Source organism: Pectobacterium sp. IFB5596 (assembly GCF_021432585.1).
GTDB classification, from domain to species: Bacteria; Pseudomonadota; Gammaproteobacteria; order Enterobacterales; family Enterobacteriaceae; genus Pectobacterium; species Pectobacterium punjabense.
Genome location: NZ_LXFY01000012.1, coordinates 308,358 through 321,086, shown reverse-complemented (window position 1 = coordinate 321,086; position 12,729 = coordinate 308,358). Strand labels below are relative to the sequence as shown.

Genomic DNA, 12,729 nt, shown 5'->3' with positions numbered 1-12,729 from the left:
TTTCCCTTGCTCCATGAGAAATCAGGAGCAAGGGAAGCGGCGTACAGAAATTAACGAGCGTTTTCTTTGACGAAGCTACTTACGCTGGTGTCTTGCGCCATATCGTTGATGACATCGCCTAACACCGTGTTAACCGCATCGGTGATTTTTTCGTTGCTCGCAGTGAAAGCGCCCTGAACATTATAGGTTGAGCGGTAGTTTTTCACCTGCTTGTTACCATTTGCCGCCTGAGAAATAATTGAGATATCCGCTTTGGTCGTGATGTTGTAGCGCAGGTTGCCTTCGGAGACATCGGCATACAGATGGTTAACCACAATCTGCAAGGCGACTGGGCCGCCAGTACCGATCATATAACCACGCGCGGTCATTTGTTTCTCCAGCGCTTCTTGCAACAGGAAACGTAGATCGCGAGAAGGTGTCAGCGTAATCAGTTGGCCGTCGCGATTCACTTTCGCCAAAGCCTGATCGGCGCGTTGGTCTGCACCATTGATACTAATCGTTACGCCCATCAGCGTCGGGTCCTGGGAAGGCAGGCTGATTTTGGGGGTGATGTTCAGCGTGTTGCTTTTTGCTGCACACCCGGCAAGCAGAATGACGGCCAGAAGAGGGAAAAATAATTTTTTTAACATTCGTATTTTCTCAGTAATGATTAGTGTGGTGAGCTGACAAATATTGTTGATATCATATCATTGCCACTGGCAGGAAGAAGAGCAGATAGTAGGTAAATTGTCCTGAAATTCATCTTTTTCATGCTTTTGACACGAAAAAAACGTTTTATCACATCAAGCCCGTCGATGGCATATCAACCTGTTGCGAACATTTTTCTTCCTTTAATGCCGTCTTTTGCGCATTGCAGTTTGAAAAAACGCTAAGGTTAAATGATTCGGGCATCGGTGAATGACAGCTATGTCGCGTTGATATCAATTTTTCTCCAAGCTGAAAGGGTAGCCGTATGATGCGTGAAACGATAGAGGAAAAGTTGCGTGTGGGTTTTGAACCCGTTCACTTAGAGGTGACTGATGAAAGCTATCGTCACAACGTGCCTGCGGGAGCGGAAAGCCATTTTAAAGTTGTGCTGGTTAGCGATAAATTCACGGGCGAACGCGTGATTGGACGACACCGTTCTGTCTATGCCGTATTAGCGGCGGAACTTGCAGGCTCCGTACACGCCTTAGCGCTACATACATACACGACGAAAGAGTGGGTCAGTTTGCAAAATGCCGTCCCTTCTTCACCGCCCTGTGGCGGCGCTGGCATCCTTTCTTAAGTCATGAATATGACCCGTTCCTGACATATCGGAGCGGGTTACTAACAAAAGTGTGAATCTGTTGCTGTAATAGTCTGCCCGCCGTTCTCGACTCATCCTCTCTATATCGCTATAATGCTGCGTCTATTTTTCCTGAATGTATTCGGGACGCTTCTGACTACAAGGACGGGGTTGGCAATTTCCCGGTTCTGCAGGGTTGATTCGAGCTGTGTGCTTTGGTGCTGGCCGTCTGAATTAAATCTTGCTGTCGTGAGAGTTTTTCGTCGCGAGAATAGTTTTGGGGTTGACCGATCACTGTGATTTTTTGAGGTAACAAGATGCAAGTTTCAGTTGAAACCACTCAAGGTCTGGGACGTCGCGTAACGATTACCGTTGCAGCTGACATCATTGAGAGTGCGGTGAAGAGCGAGCTGGTCAACGCGGCTAAAAAAGTACGTATTGACGGTTTTCGTAAAGGCAAAGTGCCGATGAATGTTGTTGCTCAGCGTTATGGTGCCTCTGTGCGTCAGGACGTATTGGGTGACCTGATGCAGCGCAACTTTGTTGACGCTATCATCAAAGAAAAAATTAATCCGGTTGGCGCGCCTAACTATATCCCTGGCGAATACGCTGTCGGTGGCGACTTCACTTACTCTGTTGAGTTTGATGTCTACCCAGAAGTCGAACTGAAAGGTCTGGAAGCAATCGAAGTTGAAAAACCGGTTGTTGAAGTGACTGATGCTGACGTTGACACCATGCTGGACACGCTGCGTAAGCAACAGGCGACCTGGAAAGAAACTGATCGCGCTGCGGCAGCGGAAGATCGTGCCACTATCGATTTCACCGGCTCTATTGACGGTGAAGTTTTCGAAGGCGGAGAAGCATCCGACTTCGTTCTGGCAATGGGCCAGAATCGCATGATCCCAGGCTTTGAAGATGGCATCGTTGGGCACAAAGCGGGCGAAGAATTCACGATCAACGTGAACTTCCCAGAAGATTACCACGCAGAAAACCTGAAAGGGAAAGCGGCTCAGTTTGCTATCGTCCTGAAGAAAGTTGAAGAGCGTGAGCTGCCTGAACTGACTGAAGAATTCATCAAACGTTTCGGCGTGGCTGATGGTTCTCAGGAAGGCCTGCGTGCTGAAGTCCGTAAAAATATGGAACGTGAGCTGAAAGGCGCGGTGCGTAACCGTGTGAAAACTCAGGTTCTGGACGGACTGATCAGCGCAAACGACATCGAAGTGCCTGTTGCACTGATCGATGGCGAAATCGATGTTCTGCGCCGTCAGGCTGCACAGCGTTTTGGTGGCAACGAGAAGCAAGCGCTGGAATTGCCGCGTGAGCTGTTCGAAGAGCAAGCGAAACGCCGCGTTGTTATCGGTCTGCTGTTGGGCGAAGTGATCAGCAGCAATGAGCTGAAAGCTGATGAAGCGCGCGTTAATGCACTGATCGAAGAAATGGCTTCTGCCTACGAAGATCCGCAGGAAGTTATCGAGTTCTACGGCAAAAATAAAGAACTGCTGAACAACATGCGTAACGTTGCGTTGGAAGAACAAGCGGTAGAAACGGTTCTTGCTAAAGCGAAAGTCGTTGAGAAATCAGTAAGCTTCAACGAACTGATGAACCAAACGACTACGGCATAAGCTTTGTTGATATCAACATTGTTTATTGTGTAGTGGGGATGCTTCCCTATTAAAAGCCCGTGCCTTATGGCGCGGGCTTTTTGCTTGTAGGTCTATGCCATCTTGATACTGATGGTGAGCATTTGGACGCTACGTGATCTCCGGCGTACCCGTCAGAGAAGACTCAAGGCATGATTGCCTGAAATTGCACTATGATTAACTCAGTGAAGAATTTATTAGGTCAGGCAAAGAGTTAAACCACAGGTTTACTGTGTCGATAACGTGTTAATAATAAAATAATTGGCTCTTTAATACAGAGCGATTGATAGTGTAAGCTTGAAATACAATGTATGTGCCCCCACTCACTGAAGAGGAAAAGCTGGCACAGCAGGTAAAGATTATCGGCGGTTGGGTTGTTCAACAGGAGCTCAGGGATGGATAGGGCAGGGTTCCATAGTCATCCCCCCCTATCTCTAGTAGAATTGAGCGATGCAATGATTGAACGACGCAATAAGAGTGCCGGACGCATTTTATCTAGGAGACGTGAATGTCATACAGTGGCGAACAAGAAAGACAAGCACCTCATATGGCGTTAGTGCCGATGGTGGTTGAACAGACCTCACGTGGGGAACGTTCTTACGATATCTATTCCCGTCTGCTAAAAGAACGGATAATCTTCCTGACTGGTCAGGTGGAAGATCACATGGCGAATCTGGTTGTGGCACAGATGCTGTTTCTGGAAGCCGAAAACCCAGAGAAAGACATTTATCTGTACATTAACTCGCCAGGTGGCGTTATTACGGCGGGTATGTCCATTTACGACACCATGCAGTTTATCAAGCCGGACGTCAGTACAATCTGTATGGGGCAGGCTTGTTCAATGGGCGCGTTCCTGTTGACGGCAGGCGCTAAAGGCAAACGTATTTGCTTGCCTAACTCGCGTGTCATGATTCACCAGCCGTTGGGTGGTTTCCAGGGGCAGGCAACGGATATTGAAATCCATGCCAAAGAAATACTGAAAGTGAAAGCCAAAATGAATGAGCTGATGGCGAAGCACACGGGGCAACCTCTTGAAGCGATAGAGAGAGACACTGAGCGCGATCGTTTCCTCTCCGCGAGTGAGGCAGTAGAATACGGTTTAGTAGACTCCGTATTCACTAACCGTGGGTGATCATTCGCCATATTAGCGATCTGGTGTGGCTAAAATCAGTGTTCGCCCGATAGTCTGTTGTGCGAGGTTGTTTTACGCGTATTGGCTATAAGTATCGGCGTTCGTTGTAGCGGTATCGCTGTGGTTGGCCTGCGGGCAAAAGACGAAAAGAGGTTTGACTCATGACAGATAAGCGCAAAGACGGTTCAGGAAAGTTACTGTACTGCTCTTTTTGCGGCAAAAGCCAGCATGAAGTGCGTAAGCTGATTGCCGGGCCGTCGGTGTATATCTGCGATGAATGTGTTGACTTGTGTAACGACATTATTCGCGAAGAAATTAAGGAAGTTGCGCCCCACCGTGAGCGCAGTGCGTTGCCGACGCCGCACGAAATTCGCCGCCACCTTGACGATTACGTCATTGGTCAAGAGCAGGCCAAGAAGGTATTGGCCGTTGCGGTCTATAACCACTATAAACGCTTGCGTAATGGTGACAGCAGCAACGGGATCGAACTGGGTAAAAGTAACATCCTGCTGATCGGCCCGACAGGGAGTGGTAAAACGCTGTTGGCCGAAACGCTGGCGCGTTTCCTGGATGTTCCGTTCACGATGGCGGATGCGACCACGCTGACTGAAGCGGGTTACGTTGGCGAAGACGTTGAAAACATCATTCAGAAGCTGTTGCAGAAATGCGACTACGATGTGCAGAAAGCGCAGCGCGGGATTGTCTACATCGATGAAATCGACAAAATTTCTCGGAAGTCAGACAACCCATCGATCACTCGTGATGTCTCTGGTGAAGGCGTGCAGCAGGCGCTGCTGAAGCTGATCGAAGGGACAATTGCCGCAGTTCCACCGCAGGGTGGACGTAAGCATCCACAGCAGGAGTTCTTGCAGGTTGATACTTCCAAGATCCTCTTCATCTGTGGCGGTGCGTTCGCGGGGCTGGACAAAGTGATCGAGCAGCGTACCGACACGGGACGCGGTATTGGCTTCAACGCGACGGTTAAAGGATCGGCTGAGAAAGCGACCGAAGGCGAGCTGTTAAGTCATGTTGAGCCGGGTGATTTGATCAAATTTGGTTTGATTCCTGAATTCATCGGACGTCTGCCAGTTGTCGCAACGCTGAGAGAATTGAGCGAAGACGCGTTGATTCAGATCCTGCGTGAGCCGAAAAATGCACTGACTAAACAGTATCAGGCGCTGTTCAATCTGGAAGGCGTTGAGCTGGAATTCCGTGATGAAGCTCTGACGGCGATTGCGAAGAAAGCGATGGTACGTAAGACTGGTGCTCGCGGTTTACGTTCTATTGTTGAAGCCGCGTTGCTGGAAACGATGTACGATCTGCCGTCGTTGGAAAGTGTGGATAAAGTGGTTATCGACGAATCTGTGATTGCTGGGCAGTCGGAACCATTATTAATCTATGGAAAACCTGAGACACAGCAGGCTTCCGGCGAATAATTAATCAATTAAACGGCGTCACAAAATAAAAATGGGGGATTTTATCCCCCATTTGTTTTTTACACGCATGCTGGTCGTTGAATGTGAGATATTTATCCCCATATACTCAAATACCTATTTGATGAAACCGTGAAAACCGCGTTTCACGAGATTCCCATAACCTGGCGGAAACGAAACTAAGAGAGAGCTCTATGAACCCTGAGCGTTCCGAACGCATAGAAATCCCCGTATTGCCCTTGCGCGATGTGGTGGTTTATCCGCACATGGTCATTCCGTTGTTTGTTGGTCGGGAGAAATCGATTCGGTGCCTTGAAGCCGCAATGGATCATGACAAGAAGATCATGCTGGTGGCACAGAAAGAAGCTTCAACGGATGAGCCAAGTATTAACGATCTTTTCTCGGTAGGGACGGTAGCCTCAATTCTTCAAATGCTGAAACTGCCTGACGGTACGGTAAAAGTACTGGTCGAGGGGTTACAGCGTGCGCGTATTACCACGCTCTCTGATAGCGGTGAGCACTTCGCGGCACACGCCGAATATCTTGATTCCCCGGCGATTGACGAGCGCGAGCAGGAAGTTCTTATGCGTACGGCGATCAATCAGTTTGAGGGATATATCAAACTGAATAAGAAGATCCCGCCGGAAGTGCTGACATCGCTGAACAGCATTGATGATGCTGCGCGTCTAGCCGATACCATTGCTGCGCACATGCCACTGAAATTGGCTGATAAACAGTCTGTACTTGAAATGTTCGATATTACTGAACGTTTGGAGTACCTGATGGCGATGATGGAATCTGAAATCGACCTGTTGCAGGTAGAAAAACGAATCCGCGGTCGTGTTAAGAAGCAAATGGAAAAAAGCCAGCGGGAGTACTATCTGAATGAGCAAATGAAAGCCATTCAGAAAGAGCTGGGCGAGATGGACGACGCACCGGATGAACACGAAGCGTTAAAGCGTAAGATTGAAGCGGCAAAAATGCCGAAAGACGCGCGTGAAAAAGCCGAAGCTGAATTGCAAAAGCTGAAGATGATGTCGCCAATGTCTGCGGAAGCGACAGTGGTGCGTAGCTATATCGACTGGATGGTGCAGGTGCCATGGAATGCGCGCAGCAAAGTGAAGAAAGATTTGCTGAAAGCGCAGGAAATGCTGGATACCGATCATTATGGTCTGGATCGCGTCAAAGAACGTATTCTTGAATATCTCGCAGTACAGAGTCGCGTCAGCAAAATCAGAGGTCCAATTCTCTGCCTTGTAGGGCCTCCTGGCGTGGGTAAAACGTCGCTTGGTCAGTCTATTGCTAAAGCGACCGGGCGTCAGTATGTGCGTATGGCGTTGGGTGGCGTGCGTGACGAAGCGGAAATCCGTGGGCACCGTCGTACCTATATCGGTTCAATGCCGGGCAAACTGATCCAGAAGATGGCGAAAGTCGGTGTAAAAAACCCGCTGTTTCTGTTGGATGAGATCGACAAGATGTCTTCCGACATGCGTGGCGATCCGGCCTCGGCCCTGCTGGAAGTGCTCGATCCTGAGCAGAACGTCGCGTTTAACGATCACTATCTGGAAGTCGATTACGATCTGTCCGATGTGATGTTTGTTGCCACGTCTAACTCCATGAACATCCCAGCACCGTTGCTTGACCGTATGGAAGTTATTCGTCTTTCCGGCTATACCGAAGATGAAAAACTGAATATCGCCAAACAGCATTTACTGCCGAAACAAATTGAGCGTAATGCACTGAAAAATGGCGAGTTGTCGGTAGAAGACAGTGCGATTGTTGGTATTATCCGTTATTACACACGTGAAGCTGGCGTGCGTAGTCTGGAGCGTGAAATCTCCAAACTGTGCCGCAAAGCAGTGAAAACGCTGCTGATGGATAAATCAACTAAACACATCCAGATTTCGGGCGATAACCTTAAGGATTTCCTTGGGGTACAGCGCTTTGACTATGGGCGTGCGGACGATGAAAACCGCGTAGGGCAGGTGACTGGCCTGGCTTGGACAGAAGTGGGCGGCGATCTGTTGACGATTGAAACCGCCTGTGTCCCTGGCAAGGGCAAGCTGACCTATACTGGATCGTTGGGTGAGGTAATGCAGGAGTCGATTCAGGCTGCGCTTACCGTGGTTCGTGCCCGTGCGGAAAAATTAGGCATCAACGCTGATTTTTATGAGAAACGTGATATTCACGTTCACGTTCCTGAAGGTGCGACGCCGAAAGATGGGCCAAGTGCGGGTATTGCTATGTGTACTGCGTTGGTTTCTTGTCTGACAGGGAACCCGGTACGTGCTGACGTGGCAATGACGGGTGAGATTACTCTGCGTGGTCTGGTGTTGCCGATCGGTGGTCTGAAAGAGAAATTGCTGGCTGCACACCGCGGTGGAATCAAGACGGTATTGATCCCAGATGATAACAAACGCGATCTGGAAGATATTCCGCAGAACGTGATTGCCGATCTGGAGATTCATCCGGTGAAACGTATTGAGGAAGTGTTGGCGTTAGCGTTGCTGAATGCGCCTTCTGGCATCCAAGTGGTCTCGACCCCTAAAGCCAGAACCAAGGCCAAGGCAAAATAGTGACCTGTCGCAAAAACCCTTGAGAAAATCAGGGCTGGTGAGTGAAATCGTGCTTGCCAGCTTTTTTTTGTACCGCTAAGTTAGAGCACTGTTAGTTTTAGCCGTAACTGGCTAAGCATGACAGAATTGATAATAAGTTACGTGTCGCGTCTTGGGACATCGAAGCGCGATAAGAGAATTCCAGAGGGGATGACAGAGTGAACAAGTCACAATTGATCGACAAAATTGCCGCAGATGCTGATATTTCCAAAGCGGCAGCAGGGCGTGTGTTAGATGCAATTATTGGTTCCGTTACCGAATCCCTGAAAGAAGGGGATGATGTTGCTTTGGTTGGCTTTGGTACTTTCTCCGTACGTGAACGTGCTGCTCGTACCGGCCGTAACCCGCAAACTGGTAAGGAAATCAGTATCCCTGCGGCAAAAGTACCAGGATTCCGTGCTGGTAAAACGCTGAAAGACGCCGTTAACTGATTATTACGTCACAGGTTTGGCTGATAACCACTTTGGGTGCCAAACAATACCTGACGCAATGATATTGGTAAGGTAAGATACGAGGCGCATCATTTTGTGATGTGCCTTTTATTTATATAGAACCATACCCTAAATAATTCGAGTTGCGTGAAGGCGGCAAAAGAGGGAGTTCCGATGAGCTTACTCCGGTAAGTGATTCAGGCGGCTGGTAAATCTGCCAGAAGCAGATTTGAACGCTGTTTGCAGCGGCTCCTGCGCGGCGAGGTACACGGATGTGTACCGAGTAACGCAGCTAATGCACATGCAGTTTGAAGTATGTAAGTGCGCCCTAGCCTTGTATTGGGCTTATAGCAAGGATGCATGGCTCCGGCCAGCGCAGGGAGTTTTATTCATTCTACAGCGGAGTGTTGTCACATTATGATGGACAATTTACGTACGGCCGCGAATAACGTCGTGCTCAAAATTATTCTTGCTTTGATCATCGCATCATTCGTTTTAACTGGCGTTGGTGATTATCTTATTGGTGGTTCAGGAGATTACGCTGCAAAGGTGAACGGGCAGGAAATTACCCGTGGACAGCTTGAGCAAGCGGTACAAAACGAACGTAGTCGTCAGCAGGAAACCTTGGGTGAGAATTTCTCTATCCTGGCGAGTAATGACGGCTACATGCAGCAATTGCGTAAGCAGGCACTCTCCCAACTCATTGATGAAACCTTGCTGGATCAGTATGCCAACAAGCTAGGACTGAACATCAGTGATGAGCAAATCAGACAGGCAATCTTTGACGTTCCCGCGTTTCAGACAAACAACCGTTTTGATAACGAAAAATATCTGGATCAGGTTCGTCGCCTTGGCGTAACGCCGGATATGTATGCTCAGATGCTGCGTAAGCAATTGACTTCACAACAGTTGATTCGTGGCTTTGGCAATACAGCATTCCTGCTGCCGCAGGAGATTGATAATCTGGTGAAACTGGCTGCACAAGATCGCGTTGTTCGTGTGGCAACCATTGATGTCGCTGCCAAGGCGAAAGCTCAAGCGGTGGCTGATGATGAAGTCCTGAGCTATTACGATCAAAACAAAGGGCGTTTCATCGCACCAGAAGAATTCAAGGTCAGCTATATCGCACTGGATGCTGCAAGCATCATGGACAGTGTGAAAGTGGATGATAAAGCCATCAATGATTTCTACGAACAGAACAAGAACGACTATTCCCAACCTGAACGCAAGAAATTCAGCGTCATTCAGGTGAAGAATGAGGCCGACGCCACGTCTGTTTTGGATGCGCTGAAGCAAGGTGGTGATTTCGCTACGCTGGCTAAAGAGAAATCAACTGACATCATCTCACGTCGTAACGGTGGCGATCTGGGGTGGATGGACGAAAGCAGCATGATTGATGAGCTTAAGCAGGCAAAACTGACGGAGAAAGGTCAGGTTTCCGCAGCGATTAAATCCTCTGTTGGCTATCTTATCGTGCGTTTGGATGATGTTCAGCCGCAGCAGGTCAAGCCGCTGAGCGAAGTGCGTGCTGAAATTGCTGAGAAAGTGAAGCATGATAAAGCGCAGGATGGCTACTATGCGTTGCAACAAAAAGTCAGCGAAGCGGCTAGCAATGACAACGAATCTCTGGCTTCAGCAGAAGAAGCTGCCGGTGTGAAAGCAACGCAGACCGATTGGTTTACGCGTGAGCAGGTTCCCGCCGCGTTGAACTTCCAGCCAGTAACGCAGGCTATCTTTAGCGGTGCACTGCTGGGGGAAAATGGTACTGCGGGCAACAACTCCGATGTGATTAACGTTGACGGCGACCGTGCTTTCGTTCTGCGCATCACTGAGCACAAGCCCGAAAGTACTCGCCCTCTGGATCAGGTTCGCACCGAGATCGTAGAGACGCTGAAACGTCAGAAAGCTGAACAGCAGGCTCGCGTAGACGCTGAAAAAATTCTGGCTGAACTGAAGCAAGGTAAGGACGATGCACTTAAAGCTGCTGGATTGAGCTTTGGTGAGGCAAAAACGCTGTCATCTATCTCTCAGGGCGATGCAACGGCCGAGACCATTTTTGCTATGCCGCATCCAGAGAAAGATAAACCTTCTTATGCGATTACTCAGGATCAGGCCGGGAACGTTGTGTTAGCTGCGCTGGATAGCGTGACGCCACATCAGCTAAATGAAGAGCAGAAAACACAGTTTGCCAGCCAGGTTCAGCAAGGTTCTCTGGGCGCGCTGTTCGATTCTCTGTTGTCCAGCTTGCGTAGCGAAGCAAAAATCAAGATGGGCAATGCGGCGCAGGAACAGCAATAAGCTCCGCAAAAATTTGCAAATCGTTGCAACAACCAAAGGCCGCTTTCGCGGCCTTTTCCACATTTAAATTCTGCTGTTTGCGGTGTTGATAGGTCTGCGGCAAGGTAGCCGTGCTGTCACACACATGGAGGAAACAGCATGAAAAAATCAGGAATAAAAGCACTGTGCTTGATAATTGGTATGAGTTTGTCTGGGCTGCCATTACTGGGGCAGGCAGCACCTAAAGTCGCTGACAGTACGGCGACGGTGGTGAAGTCTGCGCCAGCAGATCAGAAAGCGGAAAAAGCAACGCTTCCTGATGGTGATGAGGATAAGGTAAGCATTAACACGACGGGGGCGGCTGAGTTAGCTGAAATCATGAACGGTGTCGGTCTTAAAAAGGCGGAGGCGATCGTTAGCTATCGTGAACAAAATGGTCCTTTTACCCAGATCGATCAATTAACTGAGGTCCCAGGCATTGGGGCTGCATTAGTTGAACGTAATCTCTCTCGTTTAAAATTGTGATATCAGTCGCAGCCCAGTCGAGCGTCTTCTCTGGGCTGTGAACCTCTGCTAGGCTAATTATCAGGTCATACCAGTTATTGGTTTTGTCACAGGAGTATTACGTCTATGCAGACTTTCATTACCGTTCGTGGTTATCACATTGATGTTTATCAGCACGTTAATAACGCGCGCTATTTGGAGTTTCTGGAAGAGGCGCGTTGGCAGTGGCTGGAAACGTTGCCTGCTTTTGGTTGGATGCATAGCAACAATATTGCTTTCGTCGTGGTGAACATCAATATCAACTATCGCAAGCCTGCCGTTCTCGGTGACGTGCTGCGTATTGATAGCGAGCTACTACAGATGAATACGAAAAGTGGCGTGATCAGCCAGAAGATAACCCGAGTGTCTGATGAAAGCGACGTGGCCGATGCCACGCTAACGTTTGTCTGCATCGATTTATTGACGCAAAAAGCACTGCCGCTGGAGGGAGAACTGCTGGAACACCTAAACGAGATTTGCCGTTAATTGAAGCAACAGGCCACGGTTGTACGACGTGGCCTGCTGTTTTTTGGCGTTGCGTGATGTCTCTGTGTTGTGAGGTATCAGCGTAGCCCTGCTTTTTGCTTCAGTGATGCCATGACTGCCGCAGAATCGTTTTGGTATTGTGTGAGCCCGTTTGCGCGTAAATGGCAGGCGGTGCACTGGCCACATCCATCGCCCTTGATGCCGTTATAGCAGGTTAACGTGTGATAACGTACGGTATCGAGCTGCTGGTAATAATCAGCCAGTGCCCAAGTCTCAGCCTTATTGAGCCACATCAGCGGCGTTTCAAAACGGATATCGCGAGCAATACCTAAAACGATGGCCTGATTCAATGACTTGACGAATTCGTCGCGACAGTCTGGGTAGCCGGAAAAATCGGTCTCACACACGCCAGTAATGACGGCTTCGGCACCAACCTGGTAGGCGTAGATGGAGGCGAGTGTCAGGAAGAGAATGTTTCTTCCTGGAACGAAGGTGTTGGGGATGCCTTGCGCATTGGCATCGTAATCAGGAACCGGGATGCTGTCGCGCGTCAGGCTGCTGGTGGCGAGTTCATTCAGTAAGCCCACGTCCAGAACCTTATGTGCCGTTGCACCCAGTTTCAGGCTGAGTTCCCGAGCGACATCAATTTCAGCGCGGTGGCGTTGACCATAATCGAAGGTGATGCAGTGGACATCATCATAATGTTGCAGAGCTTGGATCAGGCAAGTTGTGGAATCTTGTCCACCGCTAAAAACGACAACCGCACGCTTCATTCTTCATTCACCTTAACGCGACGTTAACCGCAATACGTTTGTAATGCACTGCGGTACAAAGTCGCTATGTTACCTGAAACCAGGTTACCTGAAAAATGGCCTGTATTCAGCGCTGTGGCTGCGCGCCGAATA

At 49.2% G+C, this 12,729-nt stretch carries 11 protein-coding genes; 9 read left to right on the top strand and 2 right to left on the bottom strand.

Annotated elements, in window-relative coordinates; all coding sequences use genetic code 11:
• Positions 1–50 precede the first annotated feature (50 nt).
• Positions 51–629, bottom strand: coding sequence for a lipoprotein (locus tag A6301_RS11225; protein ID WP_014914528.1), 579 nt, complete (start codon positions 627–629; stop codon positions 51–53).
• 323 nt (positions 630–952) lie between these two features.
• Here A6301_RS11225 and bolA point away from each other — a divergent pair, with 323 nt between their 5' ends.
• From bolA to A6301_RS11180, 9 genes are all read left to right on the top strand, one after another.
• Positions 953–1,267, top strand: a complete 315-nt coding sequence (bolA, locus tag A6301_RS11220) for a transcriptional regulator BolA (RefSeq protein WP_107169971.1) — start codon at positions 953–955, stop codon at positions 1,265–1,267.
• 317 nt (positions 1,268–1,584) lie between these two features.
• Positions 1,585–2,889: a trigger factor gene (gene tig / locus A6301_RS11215; protein ID WP_215483111.1), complete on the top strand. Its 1,305-nt coding sequence runs from the start codon at positions 1,585–1,587 to the stop codon at positions 2,887–2,889.
• A gap of 526 nt (positions 2,890–3,415) precedes the next feature.
• Positions 3,416–4,039 carry an ATP-dependent Clp endopeptidase proteolytic subunit ClpP gene (clpP, locus tag A6301_RS11210; protein WP_014700831.1) on the top strand — a complete coding sequence of 208 codons (624 nt, stop codon included), beginning with the start codon at positions 3,416–3,418 and terminating at the stop codon, positions 4,037–4,039.
• A gap of 161 nt (positions 4,040–4,200) precedes the next feature.
• The gene (clpX, locus tag A6301_RS11205; protein ID WP_215483110.1) at positions 4,201–5,475 is read left to right on the top strand and encodes an ATP-dependent protease ATP-binding subunit ClpX; all 1,275 of its coding nucleotides are present in this window, start codon (positions 4,201–4,203) and stop codon (positions 5,473–5,475) included.
• A gap of 191 nt (positions 5,476–5,666) precedes the next feature.
• Entirely contained in the window at positions 5,667–8,048 is a 2,382-nt protein-coding gene (gene lon, locus A6301_RS11200) for an endopeptidase La (protein ID WP_137739367.1), read from the top strand.
• Positions 8,049–8,245: 197 nt separating this feature from the next.
• Positions 8,246–8,518: a nucleoid-associated protein HU-beta gene (gene hupB, locus A6301_RS11195; protein ID WP_005976031.1), complete on the top strand. Its 273-nt coding sequence runs from the start codon at positions 8,246–8,248 to the stop codon at positions 8,516–8,518.
• A gap of 417 nt (positions 8,519–8,935) precedes the next feature.
• On the top strand, positions 8,936–10,816 hold the full coding sequence (ppiD, locus tag A6301_RS11190; RefSeq protein ID WP_205541506.1) for a peptidylprolyl isomerase: 1,881 nt from the start codon (positions 8,936–8,938) through the stop codon (positions 10,814–10,816).
• A gap of 138 nt (positions 10,817–10,954) precedes the next feature.
• Entirely contained in the window at positions 10,955–11,320 is a 366-nt protein-coding gene (locus tag A6301_RS11185) for a helix-hairpin-helix domain-containing protein (RefSeq protein ID WP_234257790.1), read from the top strand.
• 105 nt (positions 11,321–11,425) lie between these two features.
• Complete coding sequence (locus A6301_RS11180) at positions 11,426–11,824, top strand: thioesterase family protein (RefSeq protein WP_234257789.1); 399 nt, start codon at positions 11,426–11,428, stop codon at positions 11,822–11,824.
• 77 nt (positions 11,825–11,901) lie between these two features.
• On the opposite strand, the gene queC is transcribed toward A6301_RS11180, so the two are convergent.
• Positions 11,902–12,597, bottom strand: a complete 696-nt coding sequence (gene queC, locus A6301_RS11175; protein WP_234257788.1) for a 7-cyano-7-deazaguanine synthase QueC — start codon at positions 12,595–12,597, stop codon at positions 11,902–11,904.
• Positions 12,598–12,729 lie beyond the last annotated feature (132 nt).

What these genes read in the sequence shown, in the direction of transcription:
- A6301_RS11225 (WP_014914528.1), bottom strand. Translation starts at nt 629, where the DNA reads ATGTTAAAAAAATTATTTTTCCCTCTTCTGGCCGTCATTCTGCTTGCC.
- bolA (WP_107169971.1), top strand. Translation starts at nt 953, where the DNA reads ATGATGCGTGAAACGATAGAGGAAAAGTTGCGTGTGGGTTTTGAACCC.
- tig (WP_215483111.1), top strand. Translation starts at nt 1,585, where the DNA reads ATGCAAGTTTCAGTTGAAACCACTCAAGGTCTGGGACGTCGCGTAACG.
- clpP (WP_014700831.1), top strand. Translation starts at nt 3,416, where the DNA reads ATGTCATACAGTGGCGAACAAGAAAGACAAGCACCTCATATGGCGTTA.
- clpX (WP_215483110.1), top strand. Translation starts at nt 4,201, where the DNA reads ATGACAGATAAGCGCAAAGACGGTTCAGGAAAGTTACTGTACTGCTCT.
- lon (WP_137739367.1), top strand. Translation starts at nt 5,667, where the DNA reads ATGAACCCTGAGCGTTCCGAACGCATAGAAATCCCCGTATTGCCCTTG.
- ppiD (WP_205541506.1), top strand. Translation starts at nt 8,936, where the DNA reads ATGATGGACAATTTACGTACGGCCGCGAATAACGTCGTGCTCAAAATT.
- A6301_RS11185 (WP_234257790.1), top strand. Translation starts at nt 10,955, where the DNA reads ATGAAAAAATCAGGAATAAAAGCACTGTGCTTGATAATTGGTATGAGT.
- A6301_RS11180 (WP_234257789.1), top strand. Translation starts at nt 11,426, where the DNA reads ATGCAGACTTTCATTACCGTTCGTGGTTATCACATTGATGTTTATCAG.
- queC (WP_234257788.1), bottom strand. Translation starts at nt 12,597, where the DNA reads ATGAAGCGTGCGGTTGTCGTTTTTAGCGGTGGACAAGATTCCACAACT.